This window comes from Fodinibius sp. Rm-B-1B1-1 (assembly GCF_038594945.1).
Lineage (GTDB): Bacteria > Bacteroidota > Rhodothermia > Balneolales > Balneolaceae > Fodinibius > Fodinibius alkaliphilus.
This window is the reverse complement of the sequence record NZ_JBCFYD010000001.1, coordinates 830098-850538: the sequence shown is the minus strand read 5'-3', so window position 1 is coordinate 850538 and position 20441 is coordinate 830098. Positions and strand designations below refer to the sequence as shown.

The window sequence follows — 20441 nt, the reverse complement described above, 5'->3', positions numbered from 1 at the left end:
ATGATGGGTATGAATAAGAATAGTTTACGTACGGTTTTTTTGATGACCCTGGCAGCAGTATTGTTTATGCTTGTGGGACAGGTTTTGGGCGGATCTACCGGTTTGGTAATTGCTTTTATTGTAGCAATGGCTATGAACTTTTTTAGCTATTGGAAGTCCGATAAGATGGTACTGCGTATGTACGATGCGCAACAGGTAGATCGTACTTCCCATCCGCAGTTATACGATATGGTTAAAGAGCTTGCCCGAAAGGCCGATTTGCCGATGCCGGCTTTATACATCATCCCCCAAGAACAGCCCAATGCATTTGCTACGGGACGTAATCCCGAAAATGCAGCTGTAGCTGTTACAGAAGGGATTGTACGGGTACTTAGTGAAAATGAACTTCGCGGTGTAATTGCTCATGAGTTGGCGCATATCCAAAACCGGGATATTTTAACCCAGACTATTGTTACTACGGTTGTTAGTGCGCTGAGTATGTTGGCACAGTTTGCCTACTTCATTCCGTTGGGAGGAAATGATCGTGGATCAAACCCGCTGGTAGCACTTATTGTTTTAATCACAGCGCCCATTGCAGCGATGATGTTACAAGCTGCAATTAGTCGCACGCGTGAATACGAGGCCGATCGGGTTGGAGCTGAAATTAGTGGTCAGCCGAATCAGCTGGCTTCAGCTTTACAGCGTATTGAAAAGGCAGCTGAACAAATACCGATGCGCGGAGTATCTGAATCAGCTATGCGATCGACATCCCATATGTTCCCGGTAAACCCGTTTAGCGGTGGTCGTTTTATGAGTTTGTTTTCTACCCATCCTGATACCGAAGATCGTGTGGAGCGGCTTATGCATATGCAACGGACAGGTGAATATCTGTTTGAGTAATTGATAATTTAATCAACAAAATGAAACCCTCAAGGTGTTAAATACCCTGAGGGTTTCATCTTTTATATACTTATGTATTGGTAGTTATTCTTCTTCCTTGTATTGTTCGTCATAAGCGTTTTTGATACGCTGATTCATGTGCCGCTTATAATTTTTAAATTCATATTTGCGTACCGTAAACTCAGAGTGGTAGTTCCCATCGTTGCAATCCACTTTTAGTTTTTCGGGATTATTCGTCTCACTGATTTCTACAGCGATGTCGCCAAGTTTGTATGATTCAATTACAGAGCTCATAAGTAGGTTTGGTTCGTTTATGCAAAGATAATTACTTATGAGCTCTTTGTGAATTTGAAATCACGGATTATTGCATACCTTCCATATCTTCTGGACCATCGTCGCCTCCGCGTTGTTGCTGCTGTTGGTTGCGATCACGATCTCCAAAGAAGTATTGAAAGCTGATGGTTGCTGAGCGTGACGACCAGCTAAACTCACGTTGCGTATAAAAGTCAGTATTAGGATTGCCGTCCGTATTAGCGGTGTAATTAAAGTTCTGTGAATCCAGCAAATCACGGATATTAAGTGTAAGTTTTGCTTTCCCATCCATGAGGTCTTTAGATAGACCAGTATCCATCATCGTCATACCCTCACGGGTCCCCTGCGTAGAGTTGCTGGGGCCACGATAACGCATAGAGGCTTGGTAGTTTAGGCCATCAACAATTTCCCAGCGCAGCCGCATACGCGCCATAAAGTTTTCTGATTCACTGGTAAATACCTGGTCTTGATACGTACCGTTTGAGTTAGAGCGAAAGAGGTTCGCATTGGCCGTAAGGTTTAGTTGATCCGCAATTTCCTGATCTGCAGAAAACTCTACGCCCCATGCTTTTTCGGTAGCCAGGTTGATGGGGCGACGAATGGTTCCGTCTTGTCCCTGCTGCGATTCTGTAATTCGCTCAATGACATCAGTACGATATCGATGGTAAAAGCTGGTTAGTAATGACCCGCTGTTCCAATAGTGTAGATAACCGAGTTCGTATGAGTTGCTGAATTCAGGTGTAAGATCAGGATTACCAGTAAACTGGCTACGCTGATTATCAAAGTCATTAAATGGGATGAGCATGCGCGACCATGGACGACGTAAGCGCCGGCTATAACTAACCTGCACCGACTGTTGCTCGTTGAATGAATAGCTCAGAAATGCGCTGGGAAAAAGATTCAAGTAGTTTTGGTTGGTTTCTTCACCCGTACTTTTAACTTCGGTTTGGATGCGCGTATTTTCCAGTCGAAGTCCAACCTGACCTGATAACGAATTCCACTCATAGCCAAGGGTTGCAAAAGCGGCATTTACATTCTCCATGTATGTAAAATTATCGGTATAAGCCGGTTCACTTACCCAGTTTCCATTTTCAAGGGTTTCGGCATGGTAGCTATTATCCATCCATTCGAAGTCGCTGCGGACGCCTGCCTCAAGATTTCCATCTCCAAACAGTGGGCGTTCATACTCGGCATTAAACCGGAAATCCATTTCTTCTTCCCCATCAGTAGCACGTTGTGTTAGGGGATCCTGATTACCCTCAAGGATTTCTTCGTCAATATTAGTCGTAGTTTCTTCACTACTGGCGTCAAAACTGGCATCAGCCACCAATTTATGGTCATCGCCATCAATTTTATTTTCATAATCGAGGTTAAAGTCGATATCTCGTTCATTTCCTTCCTCCTCATTATAGCGGATATACTCTGCAATAACGGGGCCATTAAAGGAGTCTTCCCGATATTCCATGTCGGTATATCGAATATCTTCGTCATTTTCTTCCCGTTCAGAGCTGGTATAAATGCTGGCTGTTAGCACTTGTGTATCGGTAAGATAAAAGTCAGCACCAAAACGGAGATCTCCATCCAATTCCGATTCTATAGCATCGGTTTTTTCGCTATACATATAAGAGGTACTGGTCTGTGGATTTCGAAATCGTTGAAACGAACTCCCCCCCTCGGGCTCACTGCGGTAATCCATGCCACCATTTAAAAACCAATTTATGTCACCGACACGATAGTTAAGATTCAATGATCCTTCATACTCTTCCGGTAGGCCACCCCCAACCTGCGCACTACCATTTAGCCCTCGTCGCTGGTCATCCTTTAAAATAATATTAATAATACCGCCCGATCCTTCTGCGGCATATCGTGAAGAGGGATTCGTAATGATTTCTACCTCTTGGATCATGGAAGCCGGAATACTGTTCAGGGCGTCTACATCACTACTGCTAACCATGCTTGATGGTTTGCCATTAATAAGAACGCGTACCGATTCGTTACCGCGCAGGCTGATGTTGCCATCGATATCAGTAGAAACCGAAGGTACATTATTCAGTACATCAACAGCCGAGCCGCCCAAGCTGGTAATATCCTGGCCAACCTGGAAGGTGCGCCGATCAAAATTCATCTGCATTTCAGACTTTTCAGCACGAACTAACAGTTCGCCGAGCTCTTCAGAACTGGGGGTCATTTGGATGGTACCAAGATCCATCGATTCGCCTTCAGAAACCTCAATCTCTTTTTTGAATGGTTGATATGAGAGGTAGGTGATTTTTACAACATAGTTGCCAGTTGAAATATTAACACTAAATGAACCGTCGGATTTCGTTGAAGCACCGGTAACAACATTGGATTCCGAAGCGTTATAGACGGCTACAGAAGTGCTCGGCATGGCCTCTTCCTCTTCGTCTACAACCGTTCCGGTAATAGTTGCATTAGATTGTGCCAGTGTTGCGATAGGGATAATAAGTAGTAGGGAAAGTGATGAAAGTAACTGTTTCATGTTCTACTTTTGGGGATATCGAGAGTTTATAAATTATTAGTGATTAAAACGTAAAAGATGATACTGTTTGAATGCTAAGTGAAAACTGAATGAAATTTGAAGATTTAGTCAGTTTTAAAAGTTATTACAATGGTATGCCACCCGTTGTAGAAATCATACGATATATTATAATGGTACTGGTCTACAATTCGTTTAATAATGGAAAGGCCCAGACCAATAGAGTTAGAATCGACACTGTCTTTCTTAAATCTTTGAAATAGTTCGTCGGGTGATGAGGAAAGCGGTTGGCCGGTATTGGCAATTTTTAGCTTTTTTTCGGTAAGTTCGATATGGATACGTCCCTCTTTAACATTGTGCTTGATAGCATTCTGGAAAAGGTTCGTCCACAGAATATCAGCTAAAACAGGGTGCATTTGAAGCGTAATCTCATCTTGGATATGGCTTTCAACTTCCAAGCCGTTTAGGGCAATAAATTCATCAAAAGCTTTAGTGCTTTCAGTAATGATCTCCGAAAAGTTGATAGCTTCTGTTTTTACAAATTCGTGATTCTCAATCTTAGTTAGCAGAGCCAGTGACTCACTAAGGCGCGACAGTTTTTTAACCGAGCGCTGACTATCTTCTACAAACTGATATTGTTCGGGTGACAGCTCTGTTTCAGTGAGTAGTTCCAGCTTGCCCTTGATAATAGAAAGCGGTGTTTGTAGTTCGTGAGAAGCATTTTCGGCAAATTCTTTAAGGTTTACATAGTCTGATACAGCTTTGCTGGTCATTTCTTCAACAAATTTATTCAGATCATCAAACTCTGTTACTGAGGTACTTTCAGCAGGGATGGGTTCTTTGTCTTGCAGGGTAAAGTTTTTAATGCGCTTTAGGGTTTTACGAAAGGGTTTAAAAAGTCGGTTCGAGACGATAAACCCTACTCCAACAGCACCAATAACCTGTAGTCCTAAAATCCACAGTAAAATTTCGATAACTGCTTCGGTAATATCATCCGACTCAACAAGTGCCCCATAGGTTGTAATGCGATAGCTGGTGCCATCCACATTACGGTGTGCAACCATTTTGAGATTATGTTCTCGCTGGTGCAGTCGATTATGCCAAACAAGGGTATCGCGAATTTCTACGTCTGGCTCCACACGGTTGGGCAGAGCCATAATTTCCAGGTTGGTATCACTGTTATCTTGCACCGTACTTTCAAAATTTTCTCCTTGTTCCAAGAGGTACGTTACCCGCTCCACACGATCTAAGAAACGCCATTTTAGCTCATTATCAAGCTCTCCCTTGATAACATGATACGATACCACGCCCCCCAAACCGAGGACAATAACAGTGACGATCAGGTATATAAGAATAAATTTAGTGATCAGTTTCATATCAGGTGGCAACCTTAAATTTATAGCCAATACCGTAGACGCTTTCGATGTAATCTTCGGCACCTGCTTGTTCTAATTTTTTGCGCAGGTTTTTGATATGCTGATATACAAAGTCAAGGTTATCAAGATGGTCAACGTAGTCGCCCCACAGGTGTTCGGCGATTGTTTGCTTGGAGAGTACGTGGTTTTTATTTGATGAAAAATAGAGCAAAAGTTCATACTCCTTGGGGGTCAGGTTTACTGGATTTTCCTCCACGGTAACTTCCATGGTTTTAGTGTTGATAGCAATTTCATTCACGTTTATAATTTCCCGCCCATCACGCTGTTGCCGTCGATTTACGGCTTTGATGCGAGCATGAAGTTCGGGCAGCTGAAATGGTTTTGTGATGTAGTCATCGGCCCCCAGTTCTAACCCCTCAACTTTATCATCGAGTGCATTTTTGGCCGATATGATGATGGTTCCGGTTTCAGGATTTACGGATTTTAGTTCGCGCAAAACCTGAAGCCCCGATCCACCGGGGATCATAATATCAATGAGTACTACATCGTAGGTGTATGACATTACTTTATCGAAAGCTGCGGAATATGACTGCGCAGCTTCACAGATATATCCCTCACGCTTTAAATACGTTTGGATGTTTTGTAGTAAATCTTCGTTGTCTTCAATAATTAATAGTTTCATGACGGCATAACATAAATAATGAATTTGAAGCAAAACTGAAGAAATGTAAGGCTGCTGAGGTAGAAGGGCTAAGCAGAAAAATAGAAAAGAGAGGTCACGGAGACTACGCCATTAAACGTATCTCTTGCATAATGCTTTTAGAAATAAGCATTAAAGAAGGATATATAACCATCTATTCCCTGTTAGGATGCCGAAAGTCGTGATTCAATTTCGATCACTCCATAATTGCCTTCCATGCCATACTGGGATGAGGCTCCGGCCGATAGCACGGTAACGGAAATAATATCACCGGGACCAAACATGCTGGCAACATATGCATAATTTCGTCCCGCTTTTTGTCCGTCAACCACAAAAAGTGGTTGTGCCAGCGGATTGTTAATTGACCTCTGACCTCGAATAATAATCTGAATATCATTACCACTTCCATTTAGATGTACGCCGTTGGCACGGCGAAGAAAATCTTCAAGGGTCCAGTAGTTCGTATGATCAGTTGTGGAATGTTTTTGAGATTGTTGGCTGGTTGAAGCACAACCCAGTGATCCGAGTAATAGCAGACATAAAGCTATAGATATACCTAAGCTTAATCGTTTCATAGCGGTAGGGTTTGATTAATAATATTAGGTACTTATCAGTATAGCTATTATCCCTATTTAAGTAAATAAAAAATAATTATTTAGGGTTTTATTTGTTTGAATAAGTATGGATTAAGATGACTCCGTAATTGCCTTCCATCCCATATCGAGCCGCGCGTGAAGGCGGTAGTACTTCAATGTAGTTTATTTCTCCTTCATAGAGCATCTCATTAACCTGGGCAAAACTATTCCCCGCTTTTTGGTCGTCAATAATGAAAAGCGGTTGGCTGGTTGGATTAGCGATTGAGCTTTCACCACGAATGATAACACGAGTGTTAGAACCTGAGCCCGTGACACGCACACTGGTAGCACGGCGGAGATGGTCTTCAAGTGTCCAGTTATTTTCGGTAGCTGTCTTGTTAGTTTCGCTCTTATTTGTGGTACTGGTAGTAGAGCAACCTAATACCATAGCAAATAATCCTGCTGTAAGCAGTACAGTAAGCAGTTTTGAAAATGCCATAGCCCTGGTGGTTTATTGGAGTTCTAAAAGCAAGGTATTAAACTCTTGCATTGGTTTAAAAGGGTATGTGATAACACACCCAGTAATATGATAAGCTGTATTATTTCTTTAGAATCGAATCATCCAGCATATCGGTATTTTCAAAAACAAATTTATTGGTGAAAAGAATCCCTAAATAAACCGATAAGATAGTTCCCGAAAAGATAGCTACCATAATCATGATTTGGTATTTAATGGCAATAAGCGGGGAGCTTCCACTTAAGATTTGACCGGTCATCATGCCAGGCAGCGAAACCAGTCCAATGGTAGCCATTGAAGCAAGGGTGGGATTGGCCGATTTTTGTAAGGCCTTACTGAAAAATGGTTTTACGGCTTCGGAACGTGTGGCTCCACAGGAAAGAAAAAATTGGTATCGCTCTTGGTGCTCATCCAGGCTGTAATAAAAAGCATTAATCCCGATGACGTTACTGCGCAGGCAATTACCCAGCACCATACCAGTTATGGGGATGGTATATTGTGCGGCCAATAATTTGGGGAGTTGAATAACAATTTCAAGAAAGAACAGATCAATAACGATAATCCCTAAAAAAGTTGCGCCAAAAACGGGAATAATGACCGACCATTTTCTGGTGAGATCGCTTCGGTCAATGGTAGCAAAATCAGCAACAGCAACCATTACAAAAATCCACGCGGCATTAATCCATGCATTATCATATTCAAACAGGTACTGCAGGTAATAGCCCACAAAAAGAAGTTGTACCACCATGCGGATAGAGGCGGTGAGTAACTTTTTGTTGAGTCCCGTACGATATTTCCACAAGATGTAGGCTGGCAACAGCATAATGATAAAGCCGATGGCGAGCTGTGTCCACGAAAGATCAATGATTTCCATATCAGAGTTCGATGATGTTATCCGCCTTGTCAACCCAGAATGGATCGTGCGAAGTTGAAATTACGGTTCTGTTATTGCTTAAAAGAAGTTCTGCAGCTTTAGCTTTGGATGCCTTGTCGAGGGCAGAGGTGGGTTCATCCAAAAGTAGTATTGGTTTGTCCAGTAAATGACAAATGGTTAGCCCTACGCGCTGACGTTGTCCTGTAGAAAGATCGCGGAACTCCTTATCAAGAGTACTGGCTTCCAACCCCAATGTTTGCAAAGTGGCAATACTTCTTGAGGTAATATCTTGTTGATGGGATTTATTGGCAGCGAACTCAAAGGGCTTGGTCATTACTTGGCGCACGGTGCCCGAACCTAAATTTAGATCTTGAGGCAGCCAAGCTGTTTTACGTCGAAGGGAGTGACGATTATAAGAATTGCTATCAATTGTAATCTGCCCGTTTTGGGGGTTATAAAATCCCAATAGAAGTTTTAGGAGGGTACTTTTTCCCGAGCCGGATTCACCTTTAAGAATTGTATGGTGCCCGGATTTCGCCTCGAAAGAAAAGTTAGAGACGATTTGTTCTCCTTCAAATTCAAAGGTAACGTTCTTAAAGGTTATAGTTGGTAATGGCGACAATTGGTTGCGGGATTTGTATTAAAAGGGAAGTGGTTCTCCGGTAGACTGCGCCCGTTGATGGTGTAATTTTTGTAGCAATTGGGTTATCGAACCTTTAGTCCCATCACTGATAACCCGTTGGTCAATTTCAGCAACGTGAACCAGTTCTCCCATCGTTCCGGTTGTGAAACACTCGTCAGCGGTATACATTTCTGTCATACTTAACCGTTTTTCGTCTACGGGGATGTTGTTTTCTTTACATAAATCAAGGACGATTCCTCGCGTAATGCCTGGCAGACAACTATCGGCATATGGGGTAAGCACCTTCCCTTTTTTCACGAAAAAGATGTTTGTGGCATTTACTTCCGAGACATATCCCTCAATATCCATCATCACTGCCCCGTCGGCCCCGGCTACGTTGGCCTCAATTTTAGCCAAAATGTTATTGATAAGGTTGTTGTGGTGAATTTTGGAATCGATGCATTGTGGTGGGTTTCTGCGGATGGATGAGGTGATCAGCGAAAGGCCGTCTTTGTTCTCATGAATGGGAGGCTTCCACTCGGGAAGTACAATCAGCGTGGGACCATATTGGTTGACCTGAGGATCCATGTAGGAAGTTACTTTTTTACCCCTCGAAAGAGTCAGTCGGATATGGGTATCGTCCTTCATTCCATTGGCTTTAAGCGTTTCAAAAATGGCTTTTTTGATGTCCCCATTCGAAGGAACACTGTCGAAAGCCATAGCATGGGCAGAATTTTGAAGTCGTTCCAGGTGTTCATCGAGGGCAAAGATTTTACCATCATAAACGCGCAGTCCTTCCCAGACGCCATCACCACCTTGCACAAGACTGTCGAATACCGAAATTTTAGCCTCGTCGCGGTCGTAAAGGGTACCATCAATCCAAACTTTAATATCTTTATTTCGAGGATCGGGAATTGTTGGGTGTGTTGCCATTATATTAATCTATGTAGGTATTTGATTTTAAATTATCTTTTAATTGCATGTGCAAACAGTCTGTCATAAATGGTCTTACAGTGCTCAAAAAGAGGCTCGAGCCGGTTGGGTAATGTTTCTTCTTTAGCGGTATAAGGCTTAAATCCCGTAGACTGGTGAACGCTGTGATACCAGTGCTCGGCCCAGACACCATCTTCGGGAATAGGGCCGGGCGGCCATGAAAGCATGGCTTCATCAAAAGAAATGTTGATCTTTTCACACAGGGCCGATAATACAAATTCTGGATCTTTTAACAGTTCTCGAGAGTCGAGCACTGTTAGTGGTAAATCGTTATTTTCAGCAATTTCAAAAAGTGTTAGAAGTTGCTGGTAACCAGTATCACGCAGGTTCGGTTCAGCTAATGTTTTGTCTAAAGAAAGGAGCATTTCTTTAGGATTTCGAATTAAAAATACTGGATCAAATTCGTTGAAAAGCACCTCCAGTGAATCATTCATATTCACCATGTGGTGTGCCATATTTTTTACGAACAAGATATCAGACTGGCTTCCCGAAGCAAGTAGATTTTGCATTACTGCTGCAGGATCCTTGGGCTGGCTTTCGAGCACTGTAGCCCTGCCGGGATGTTTGGCGCCGCTTTGCAACAAGTAGTGAGCATAAAAGGGTTCATCAACTACACAAGTGTCAGATCGCTGAGCAAAAGAATACATGATAGCTGTGGAAATATTCCGGGGACCCGACCACATGTTGATTCGTTTTTTTGCCATAGATATAAAATGGGTTAAAAAACCGTACCGGAATATGGTATTGATATTTTTTGGTGATCAAAAGCCAAAATTTGAAGAACTGTTTAGTAGTTAATAGCCATGGGATGGAACCCGCTTTTGTGCAATACTTTTCATAATTTTATATGATGTTTTGACCTGTTAAAATTTTCAATGGATTTATAGGCTACATGCCTGATAGCAAACAGCATAGTGACAAGCGTAATATTCAGCTTAAAAAACTTTTGAAGAAGAGTTCCATCATTCATTACCGTCGGCTAACAGGTAGTGGTTGCCCTATTATAGGTATCACAAAAAATGTAAAGGATGTGCTCGGGTTTTCTGAATCAGATTTTCTTGCTGATGAAAATCTCTGGTTTAATCGTGCACATCCCGAAGATCGGTTACAGCTGCAGGAGCATTTTGATAAAGTGTCTTCGGAAGAAGTGCCTACGGTTGAATATCGGTTTAAGCATAAAAGCGGATCTTATATCTGGTTGCGTGATGAAACACAGCTAATTGAATCAAATGACAGCGGGGAACAATTCTTTTCTGGGTTTATTACACCGTTAACTAAAAGTAAGAAGCCTGAAATTACTGAGGACCGGGAGCGTCAAAAATTACAGCAATTGGCGTTGGATAACTTGAATGATATGGTAGTGATTACCAAGGCGTTGCGTGATAAGCCACTACAATCGCATATCATTTTTTGTGAATAAATCATTTGAAGAATTCACGGGTTATCAGACGGACGAAGTGATTGGCAAAAAGCCAACGTTTTTGCACGGTCCCAAGACCTCTCAAAAGGCTTTAGATCGAATTGATAAAAAGATAAAGGAGCATAAGTCGTTCCGTGAGGAGTTTGTCAATTATAAAAAAGATGGTACTGCTTATTGGGTAGAGTTGGATATGGCTCCTTTTCCAACCGATGATCAAAAGTATGAGTATTGGGTTGGAATCAATCGTGATATTACAAAACGGAGACAGGCGGAGCTCAAATTAGAAGAAAGTGAAAAGCGATATCGGTCGTTTTTTGAACTTTCTTTTGATGCTATTTTTGAGGTAGATGTTGATGGAAATATTTTAAAATGTAATAAGCGGGCTTGTGAACTTTTTGGATACGAGCGCGATAAGCTTGTTGGGATGCATGTATTGGATTTGACGCCCGAAAAGTATCACCATAAACAGCCGGAGACGTTTGCGGGCATTGCTACTACGGGAGATGAGGCGTGGGAACGATTGTATCGTAAAAAGGACGGTACGGTGTTTCCTACTGAAATTCATACCGAGTTTTATGAGATGGAAGGTCAGAAGCGGTTGATTGCCTATGTGAGGGACAATACAGAGCACAAGAAGTATGAACAGGCGATAAGGAAGTCGTTGAAAGAGAAGGAAACGCTGCTTGCCGAAGTGCATCACAGGGTTAAAAATAACTTGGCGATTATTTCGGGACTGTTGCAGATGCAGGTATTTAATACTGAGGATGAGCAGTTACTGGCTAAGCTCAAGGAAAGTCAGGCACGAATTCAGTCGATTGCAATGGTCCATGAAAAATTGTATCGATCGGAATCATTTTCTGAGGTGGCGATTGACAAATACATCAATGATTTGCTGAGTATGATTGAGGGGACAATGGCGGATTTGGGCAAAAATATTGCTGTTGAAACGGAAATGGAGCCGGTTTTTCTAACAGTAGGTCAGGCTATTCCCTGCGGGCTTTTGTTAAATGAGCTTATCACAAATTGCTATAAACATGCTTTTAATGGTCGGAATGAGGGGAAAATTCGAATTTCTCTTGAGCATAGCAACGACCAGGTAGCTTTAAGTGTGGAAGATAATGGAAAGGGTTTACCGCAGAATTTTGATATCGAAAATGAGTCATCATTGGGGATGACCATCGTCAATACCTTGAAGAATCAATTAAATGGAAGTTTGGAGGTAGAGAGCGATGACTGGGGAACACGTTTTACACTGATATTTAATATAGAAAAGTAGATTGTTTGTTAGTAAAATGTGCTTTTATCTGAAATGTTATAGATAAAAGAAGGTCTGTAACCGTTTTTATTTCGGTAAAATGTAGTGTATTTAAGGATGTCAAAAAATTCACTAATCAAAATAGAGAATACTATGATACCATCACGTTTACAGCGAGCTACATTACTGGTTATAGTAATGTGTTTTGCAGTTTCTCAATCGCTATTGGCGCAATCTAACAATGGGCTAACGCCCGACGATGTTGCTAAGATGCAGCAGGTGAACGAAATAGCAATATCGCCATCAGGAGATAAAGCTATCTATACGTTACAGGTGCAAGCCAACCCACATAAAGAAAATAAGCCGGCCATGCACCATTTGTATCTGACTAATTTATCTAACGGGAATTCGTTACCGTATGTAACGACCATGAGCGTTAGTGATATCGCTTTTCGTCCTAATCATGATGCTATTACGTTTTTGGGTAAGCGTTCGTCAGATGAAACAACGAGCCTGTATGAAATTTCGATGAATGGCGGTGAGGCTCAAAAGATATATTCGTTTGCTACAGATATGGCGGATTATGAATGGGCTCCGGATGGAAATCACATCGCTTTTATGGCGGCCGATACTGTTACTCATGAACGATCGTCGCTCCCTTACCATCCCGAAATCTACGAGGAAAATCTAAAGCAGCGGCGCGGGTATGTGGGTAATGTGGCACAGCCGGGCCACGGTCCGCACCAACTACAAGTTGAGGGATCGGTTTACCAAATGCACTGGAGTCCTAACGGTGAAAAGTTAGCTATTTCTGTAGCTCCTACTCCACTTGTGGATGATTATTATATGAAGCAAGTGGTGAAAGTGCTTAATCACGAGGGAGACAGTGTACTTGCTGAGATTGATCACAAAGGAAAACTGGGACAAATAGGCTGGAGTCCGGATGGTAGTAAGCTGGCAATGATTGCAGCAGCTGACATTCACGATCCTATTGCAGGCCGATTATTTGTCGTTTCTGCCGAAGGCGGAGAGCCGGTACAGTTAAAGCCGCAATACGAAGGCATGTTTGAGCAATTCAAATGGACTGGCAATAATCAGTTGCATTATCTAACAAGCGAAGGCGTATGGTCAACCTACGGCAGAATGAATGCAGATGGGTCTGATATGCAAATCATTGTTAATCGTGGAGATACCAATATTTCTCTTTTCGACAGGGCACAAAGTGGAGCTACGATTTTTGGAGCAAGTTCTGCCTCACATCCACAAGAACTCTATCAACTTTCTGAGAATTCTGTTGACCGGATAACAAATACCAATCCCTGGCTCGATAATAAAGCCCTTGGCGAACAAAAGGTCGTTAGCTGGCAGGCTGATGATAGTACTAAATTGCAGGGTATCCTTATCTACCCGGTAGGTTATAAGGAGGGAGAACAGTATCCTATGATTACAACGGTGCATGGTGGACCCGAAGCTCACTATAATCACGGTTGGGTGACCAACTATTCTGATGCTGGCCAGGTTGGAGCTGCACAGGGTTATTTTGTTTTTTATCCCAATTACCGGGGAAGCACTGGCCGTGGTGAACAGTTTGCTAAAAGCAGTCAGGGTGATTTGGCTGGAGCCGAATTTGATGACATCGTTGCTGGTGTAGATGAACTGGTAAATGGTGGTCTTGCTAATGGTGATCAAATTGGCGTTACCGGGGGCTCGTATGGTGGATATGCAACGGGTTGGATGGCCACGAAATATACTGATCGCTTTGCGGCGGGAGTGATGTTTGTGGGTGTCAGCGACAATATCTCGAAGTGGGGCACGAGTGATATTCCCGAAGAGTTGTATCTTGTTCATACTCGGGAACGTATTTGGGATGACTACCAAGGATATCTTGAGCGAAGTCCTATCTACTATGCCGGTCAGGCCCAAACGCCGCTATTGATTATGCACGGAAAGGAAGATACGCGTGTAGATCCCAGCCAGTCATATGAGCTGTATCGCCATATTAAAACACGCACTGATACACCGGTGCGTTTGGTACTGTATCCGGGAGAAGGGCACGGAAATCGTAACGCTACGGCGCGCTATGACTATAATCTGCGAATGATGCGTTGGTTCAATCAGTATTTAAAAGGAGAAGAATCGGCCCGACCGGATGTGGAAATTGAAGTTGAGAAAACGGCCGTAGAAAACTAATTGCTGTTTTTTGCTTAAGTATGGTGAGATCCCCTTCCGTAACTATGGGAGGGGATTTTTATTTTCAGGAGTGTTTTTGTAGCTAAGCTAAAAATGGATTTAACTTCCAAAAGCAAGTTTTTGAGTTATATATTGCGCCACCACCCCGAATCAATTGGGTTAGAAGTTGATCAAAATGGTTGGGCAGATATTTCTGATCTAATTACCAAAGCCCAAAAAAACGGCAAGAAAATAGACCAGGATGTAATTCAGGAGGTTATAGAAAAGGGAGCAAAACAGCGGTTTATTTTAAGTAATGATGGGAACTATATTCGGGCTGGTTATGGTCATTCCATTGATGTTGATTTACAGCTGAAACCAAAACGCCCGCCCCAAAAACTCTATCACGGTACAGCGCAGTACAATGTCGATGCTATTTTGGATGAGGGTATTTCATCCCAAAGCAGAAACTTTGTACACCTTTCTGCAACAAAGGAGGAAGCTAAAAACGTGGGTGGGCGTCATGGCCATCCGGTCATTTTGGGTATTCAGGCCTTAAAAATGTATGAAGACGGAATTGAGTTTTATCAATCAGAAAGCGAAAAAAGTATTTGGTTAACTAATTTTGTTTCATCAAAGTACATCATTGAAGGCGATTGATTTATACGTTTGAACAGATCTCGCATTTTAAATGGTTGGGCAAATAGCTATCTTATAACCTGATGAAGAAAGCAATCCCTGCCATACTCGCGTGCTGTATTTTTATCAGTGTAGGGGGGTATACGATACCGTGTACCTTGCACTGTTTAAATATGGAATCCGATATGGAAATGTGTCATCATGAGGTCAAGTCTGATGCAGAATGTGAGGGCAGTTGCATGGTAAATACCGTTGATGATAATGTTGATGGACCGGATGCTTCACATTCCAACGACATGTTGTTAACGCAGTACAGAGTTCATTTGACTGCTGTAGATACGATCTCCAGCAGCCTTTTTCTGAATCCCCTTTCGGTCGAAACGTATTTAGAGCCATTGCACTCCTCGTTATTTTCTCCTTGGATTCCTGATCCAGTCATCCCGCCACCCCAAATGCTCCTTTCTGTCTGAAATCAAATCCTCTCAAAGTATTAATGCCGCCTATTCTTTTTGGTATGGGGAGAGGACTCTTATCTCAACAAATTTTAAAAAATTAGATCTGCAATATCTCTTAAGCAGATCAGGAGCAAACTATACTATGAAAGTATTATCACTTTTAAAACGTTTTTTGCCAGCACTATTGCTATTTATCATGCCCGTTATTGCAACTGCACAGTCAACAAGCTCGGTTGAGGGTATGGTGGTCGATGCAGGGACAAGCGAAGTTATACCCGGGGTAAATATTTATATTCCCAAACTTGATAAAGGTGCCGCCACTGATACCGAGGGCGCTTTTTCCATTTCGTCGATACCGCCGGGCAGTTACGAAATGAAATTTTCGTTTATAGGATATCAGACCCAGCGCCGTGCGGTGACCATTGAAGAAGCAGAAACCCTTGAATTGACTGTTCGGCTTTTGTCTTCCCAAATAAAAATGGAAGGGATTACTGTTACTTCTCTTCGTCCAGATCTAAATGTGGATACCGATTTGGAACAGGCAGAAATCCGTAAAGCCAATCCGCGTGATTCGGGAGAGTTGTTGCGAAGTGTTGATGGCGTGGATGCGGTTCGTCGAGGGCCGGTGGGACTCGATCCTGTAGTACGTGGACTTCGCGAAACGGAGGTCGGTACGTACCTTGATGGGACCCGAATCTTCCCAGCCGGACCTGCACGCATGGATTCGCCACTCAGTCATCTCGATCCATCCATGATTGAAAATATCGAAGTCGTAAAAGGTCCGTATGCACTTAATTGGGGCGCCGGAAATATGGGAGCCATTCGGGTAGAAACAAAGCCATTGGATAACCTAAATACCTCATTCGGCGGTAGGATTACGAGCGGTTACGATAGCAATTTCAACACTTTTGAAGAAGCCGCTTCGCTTTACGGGCAATCCGGCAAGCTTGGATACCTCGTTAGTGGTGCCTGGCGTACCGGAAATGATTATAGTTCTGGAAATGGGACTAATATCCCTGGTGATTACCTCTCGCGTGAGGTCCGGAGTAAAATAAATTACGCCACGACTGCGAATTCTCATTTAACGATTTCTTTGGGGTATCAAAACCAAGAAAATATCGATTATCCCGGACGGTTGCTCGATGCTGATTATTTTAATACGTATAATGCCTCGGCCGGATGGGAGTGGAATCCACAGGGGCAGTTAATTCAGAATATGAGGGCTAAAGTGTATCTTAATCATGTCACGCATGGTATGGAGAATGATAATAAGCCCACCGCCCAGCCTGATCCCAACCGCATGCCTCCCTTTGCCATAGATGTAGATGTGGAAACGAGAAATCATGTTTACGGCGCAAAGCTGGCGACAACGCTCAGTACTGACAATAGTTGGGAATGGGAAATTGGCAGCGACATTTATAGCTCATACCGTGATGCTACACGAACAATTGCCCGACGTGATAATAGCCAAGAACTATTTTTTGATCTAATGTGGCCGCAGGCTACCATCACCGATTGGGGGCTTTATAATCGTCTTAGTTATTCGTTTTCCGATCGACTTAGTGCCACCGGGTCGATCCGCTTGGACTTGGTTGCTGCAGATACTGATACGATTAGCCAGTTTTACGAACAGAATGTATCCACCGATCTGGATGCTTTTGAGACAAACTTAAGTGCTTCAGGAACGGTGAATTATCAACTTTCAAATTTCTGGTCAGTCGGTTTTGGGTTCGGGTCTGTAGTTCGTACGGCAGATGCTACTGAGCGTTATTCTGATCGTATTCCAGCCAGCAAGGCCCAAATGAGTGCCGAGTTTGTCGGCAATCCCGACCTCAAACCGGAGCGAAGCACGCAGGCTGATTTGTGGCTCAATGCCAAATATGAACAGTTAAGCATTTCGTTAAATGGCTTTGTCCGTCAAATGGATAACTATATCACACTAACAGCCACCGATCTGCCCAAACGTTTGCCGCTTAGTCCCCAAACGGTCTATCAATATATAAATGGCTCGGCGCAATTTACCGGATTTGATGTATCGACCCATTACCGTGTTGCTGAACCACTCCAACTCAGCGGTTCGCTGAATTATCTTTGGGGTAAGGATACGAAGCTCGATGAACCGGCTTTGGGTGTGTCCCCTCTTTCTGGTTCAGCAGGCTTTCGTTATGATTTTGTCGAGTGGCCACTATTTCTGGAAAGTACAGCCGAATTTGTTGGGAAACAAGATCGTGTAGCTACAGCTCGAGGCGAAACCTCCACGGGCGGATATACAGTGGTTGACCTTTTGGGTGGTTGGACGTTTGGCAATAATATTTCGCTGCAGATGGGGGTTAAAAACCTGTTTGATCACCAGTATGTAAATCACTTGAATGCAAAAAACCCATTCACGATGTCTCCCATCGCTGAACCCGGACGTGTTTTCTTTGGGGATGTCAGTATCCGGTTTTAAACTCTTGTGAAGATAACTTTTTGGATAAGCCAGTCATTTCAAATGACTGGCTTATTTTTTGTAATAAAAAGTTGAGATATGAGTTAGGCTTATCTGGAAGCATTTTTAAAATAGAGAATGTAAACCGTCGTAGATATTTATATTTTAAAGGGATGAAATTCTTTGCCAACATATGGCTTTATCTGCTTCTTGTTTTGCCGGGCTGCATTGGAAATAGCTGGGCTGCGCCAGCAGCAGATACTTCTGCAGAAATAGCGCAGGCAGAGAAGCCGGAATCTCATTCTACCCATCCCTTTGATCAGCCCAGCCTGTTTAATATTTACCATCAGGCCGAACATGCTTGTAATTCTTCAACGAATGTACCGGTACCGCTTTTAGTTCTTGATGAGCAGGATCAATCGCTGGTATATCGCAGCGCATTGTTAGGCAGAGAATTGCAGGATCAGGCATGGTTTGCAATTTTTGAAACGCCCAATCGAAAGTTTACTCACCTCAGTCTCATTTTCCCTTTCCATTCTTTTCTATAGTCTCCTGTGATGATTATCAGCAAAGGCTGATCAAACCATCAATTAGACATCGCATATCTTTTTGCCCACTCATTCAATGGGATGGGCATATTATAAATCAAAAATTATTACAGGGTTAAACCATGGAAATTGATTCAACAACAATTATTATCAGTGTTATAGCTTCACTATTCTTTGCGGTTCCGATTGTTTGGGATCAAATAAAGAAGAAAAAAGAAGACGAAAATAGTTAGTAGCATATCCATCCGACCGCCGAGCTTGTGATAGGATGGATGCAAATAATATCAGGTTAAATTCAAATTATTCATCGGATGGCAATCCAACCATCCGATGAGTATTTTTAGAAATAAAAAAGCCGCGGAACCCCGCGGCTTTTCTCGATCTACAAATAGTCGATTGGTGTTATTTCACTTCAATCTTTTTACCAGCCTTCTCTTTTAGTTTTGGTACTGTAACTGTTAAAACGCCATTATCATAGCTGGCACTGATGTTTTCTTCATCAATGACGTTTGGTAGCGGTAGTGAACGCTCAAACTTGCCAAAACGGCTTTCGATGCGGTGGTATTTTTTACCGTTTTCTTCTTTTAACTCACGCTCACCGCTAATAGTAATGGTATTGTTTTCGAAGCCGATATCAATATCCTCTTTACTCATTCCCGGTAGAGCAACCGTAATTTCGAACTCCTTATCGGTCTCATAAACGTTAAGTTCGGGAACAAATGTGCCCTTGCTCCACGAAAATGCATCCTCCATAATCTCGTCGAGCATATCAGAGAATCGAAGGGTATTCGTCTTTTGGCTTCGGTTATTTAACAACGTTGGAAAGTTGTTTTGTCTCATCAGCATGGCAAATACCTCCTAAATACGATTTTATTTAGCAGTTCTAAGTTACTCATGAGTGTGATGGATGTTCATCACATTTGCACTTTAAGTAGTAACAAATGCTGTGCCAGCACAAAACGGTTTGAAATTTTGACAAAAAATATAACTACCCATTGTAATTTTTGACAAACGGGAACTGAAAAATCGTCAGCTTGATTTTTGTGATTGTAAAAAAATTTAGGAAGAGTTGTTTTTTATGTGGCCTGTTGTACCTTACAAGTACTTGTTAATTAACAATTTACTGCTATGAAAAAACTAATTGCTGTTTTTGTATCTATTGCATTTCTGGTGGTTGCCTTGGTGATAATGAATGCCTCTGTCAGCCCACCTGCAGATGTAGATGTAACTATTACTGAATGGGAGGTGCCGTGGGAGGATAGTCGCCCGCGTGATCCCTATGTAGCGCCTGATGGGGACATCTGGTTTGTTGGTCAGCGTACGCACTATGTGGCAGAGTTTGATCCCGATACTGAAGAGTATACTAATAAATTTGATCTCGAAAATGGAGTGGGTCCGCATACGGTTATTGTGGATGATGAAGGTACGCCGTGGTATGCAGGGAATCGTGCAAATCATATTGGAAGTATCAATCCTGAAAATGGTGATATTACCAAGTACATGATGCCGGATGATAACAGTGCCCGCGACCCGCACACGTTGGCTTTTAATGATGAAGGCGACATCTGGTTTACCAGTCAGGGAGCCAACTCGGTAGGTAAACTGGATGTGGAGACTGGTGAGCCCCAAATATTTGAAGTGCCGAGTGAGCGGGCACGTCCCTACGGCATTATTATGGATGAGGATATGCAGCGTCCCTGGATTTGTCTCTTTGGTACTAATAAGCTGGCGACGGTTAATCCAGAAACAATAGAGCTTACTGAAATTGAACTGCCTAATGAGGATGCACGTCCGCGGCGGCTGGCACAGACCTCCGACGGAAATATTTGGTATGGCGATTATGCCCGTGGTTACATTGGGGTATATAACCCAGATGAGGAATCATTTGAAGAGTGGGAGATGCCCTCAGGCGAACAGTCACGTCCGTATGCTGTTACGGTTGATACTCAAGATCGCATCTGGTTAGTTGAAACTGGTGTAGACCCGAATATGTTTGTGGGATTTGATACTAATGCCAAAGAGTTTGTGAGCCAGACCGAAATTGAAAGCGGTGGCGGTACGGTACGGCACATGGTCTTCCACCAGCCTACGAGTTCTATTTGGTTTGGTACGGATACCAACTATCTGGGCCGTGCTCAGTTGAACTGATTTAATACCCATCGGATAGCTGCTGGATTTGTTT

General features: G+C 42.8%; 20 protein-coding genes. 9 read left to right on the top strand and 11 right to left on the bottom strand.

Annotated elements, in window-relative coordinates:
- The first annotated feature begins 9 nt into the window (after positions 1–9).
- Positions 10–879, top strand: a complete 870-nt coding sequence (gene htpX / locus AAFH98_RS03945) for a zinc metalloprotease HtpX (protein WP_342521376.1) — start codon at positions 10–12, stop codon at positions 877–879.
- Between the two features lie 84 nt (positions 880–963).
- Here htpX and AAFH98_RS03940 read toward each other — a convergent pair whose 3' ends face one another.
- From AAFH98_RS03940 to AAFH98_RS03895, 10 genes are all read right to left on the bottom strand, one after another.
- Complete coding sequence (locus AAFH98_RS03940) at positions 964–1173, bottom strand: hypothetical protein (RefSeq protein ID WP_342521375.1); 210 nt, start codon at positions 1171–1173, stop codon at positions 964–966.
- A 67-nt stretch (positions 1174–1240) separates the two neighbouring features.
- On the bottom strand, positions 1241–3691 hold the full coding sequence (locus tag AAFH98_RS03935) for a TonB-dependent receptor (RefSeq protein ID WP_342521374.1): 2451 nt from the start codon (positions 3689–3691) through the stop codon (positions 1241–1243).
- 104 nt (positions 3692–3795) lie between these two features.
- Positions 3796–5064 (bottom strand): PorY family sensor histidine kinase, encoded by a 1269-nt coding sequence (porY, locus tag AAFH98_RS03930; protein ID WP_342521373.1) that lies wholly within the window; start codon positions 5062–5064, stop codon positions 3796–3798.
- Between the two features lies 1 nt (position 5065).
- A complete protein-coding gene (locus tag AAFH98_RS03925; protein ID WP_342521372.1) occupies positions 5066–5746 on the bottom strand; it encodes a response regulator transcription factor in 681 nt (226 codons plus the stop codon).
- A 182-nt stretch (positions 5747–5928) separates the two neighbouring features.
- Complete coding sequence (locus AAFH98_RS03920; RefSeq protein WP_342521371.1) at positions 5929–6339, bottom strand: TonB-dependent receptor plug domain-containing protein; 411 nt, start codon at positions 6337–6339, stop codon at positions 5929–5931.
- 88 nt (positions 6340–6427) lie between these two features.
- Complete coding sequence (locus AAFH98_RS03915) at positions 6428–6838, bottom strand: TonB-dependent receptor plug domain-containing protein (protein WP_342521370.1); 411 nt, start codon at positions 6836–6838, stop codon at positions 6428–6430.
- Positions 6839–6938: 100 nt separating this feature from the next.
- The gene (locus AAFH98_RS03910) at positions 6939–7730 is read right to left on the bottom strand and encodes an ABC transporter permease (RefSeq protein WP_342521369.1); all 792 of its coding nucleotides are present in this window, start codon (positions 7728–7730) and stop codon (positions 6939–6941) included.
- A 1-nt stretch (position 7731) separates the two neighbouring features.
- On the bottom strand, positions 7732–8352 hold the full coding sequence (locus AAFH98_RS03905; protein ID WP_342521368.1) for an ABC transporter ATP-binding protein: 621 nt from the start codon (positions 8350–8352) through the stop codon (positions 7732–7734).
- 18 nt (positions 8353–8370) lie between these two features.
- On the bottom strand, positions 8371–9285 hold the full coding sequence (locus AAFH98_RS03900) for an aminotransferase class IV (RefSeq protein ID WP_342521367.1): 915 nt from the start codon (positions 9283–9285) through the stop codon (positions 8371–8373).
- Between the two features lie 32 nt (positions 9286–9317).
- Complete coding sequence (locus AAFH98_RS03895; RefSeq protein ID WP_342521366.1) at positions 9318–10049, bottom strand: sulfotransferase-like domain-containing protein; 732 nt, start codon at positions 10047–10049, stop codon at positions 9318–9320.
- A gap of 188 nt (positions 10050–10237) precedes the next feature.
- On the opposite strand from AAFH98_RS03895, the gene AAFH98_RS03890 reads away from it, so the two are divergent.
- From AAFH98_RS03890 to AAFH98_RS03860, 7 genes are all read left to right on the top strand, one after another.
- Positions 10238–10765 carry a PAS domain-containing protein gene (locus AAFH98_RS03890; RefSeq protein WP_342521365.1) on the top strand — a complete coding sequence of 176 codons (528 nt, stop codon included), beginning with the start codon at positions 10238–10240 and terminating at the stop codon, positions 10763–10765.
- Entirely contained in the window at positions 10758–12041 is a 1284-nt protein-coding gene (locus AAFH98_RS03885; RefSeq protein WP_342521364.1) for a sensor histidine kinase, read from the top strand. The genes AAFH98_RS03890 and AAFH98_RS03885 overlap by 8 nt, the downstream gene beginning before the upstream one ends.
- Positions 12042–12173: 132 nt before the next feature.
- Complete coding sequence (locus AAFH98_RS03880) at positions 12174–14210, top strand: S9 family peptidase (protein WP_342521363.1); 2037 nt, start codon at positions 12174–12176, stop codon at positions 14208–14210.
- 93 nt (positions 14211–14303) lie between these two features.
- Complete coding sequence (locus AAFH98_RS03875) at positions 14304–14849, top strand: RNA 2'-phosphotransferase (protein WP_342521362.1); 546 nt, start codon at positions 14304–14306, stop codon at positions 14847–14849.
- 62 nt (positions 14850–14911) lie between these two features.
- Positions 14912–15298, top strand: a complete 387-nt coding sequence (locus AAFH98_RS03870) for a hypothetical protein (protein ID WP_342521361.1) — start codon at positions 14912–14914, stop codon at positions 15296–15298.
- A gap of 127 nt (positions 15299–15425) precedes the next feature.
- Positions 15426–17732, top strand: coding sequence for a TonB-dependent receptor (locus AAFH98_RS03865; RefSeq protein ID WP_342521360.1), 2307 nt, complete (start codon positions 15426–15428; stop codon positions 17730–17732).
- A 152-nt stretch (positions 17733–17884) separates the two neighbouring features.
- Positions 17885–18259 (top strand): hypothetical protein, encoded by a 375-nt coding sequence (locus tag AAFH98_RS03860; RefSeq protein ID WP_342521359.1) that lies wholly within the window; start codon positions 17885–17887, stop codon positions 18257–18259.
- A 402-nt stretch (positions 18260–18661) separates the two neighbouring features.
- On the opposite strand, the gene AAFH98_RS03855 is transcribed toward AAFH98_RS03860, so the two are convergent.
- Entirely contained in the window at positions 18662–19099 is a 438-nt protein-coding gene (locus AAFH98_RS03855) for an Hsp20/alpha crystallin family protein (protein WP_342521358.1), read from the bottom strand.
- Between the two features lie 288 nt (positions 19100–19387).
- Here AAFH98_RS03855 and AAFH98_RS03850 point away from each other — a divergent pair, with 288 nt between their 5' ends.
- The gene (locus tag AAFH98_RS03850; RefSeq protein ID WP_342521357.1) at positions 19388–20407 is read left to right on the top strand and encodes a Vgb family protein; all 1020 of its coding nucleotides are present in this window, start codon (positions 19388–19390) and stop codon (positions 20405–20407) included.
- Positions 20408–20441 lie beyond the last annotated feature (34 nt).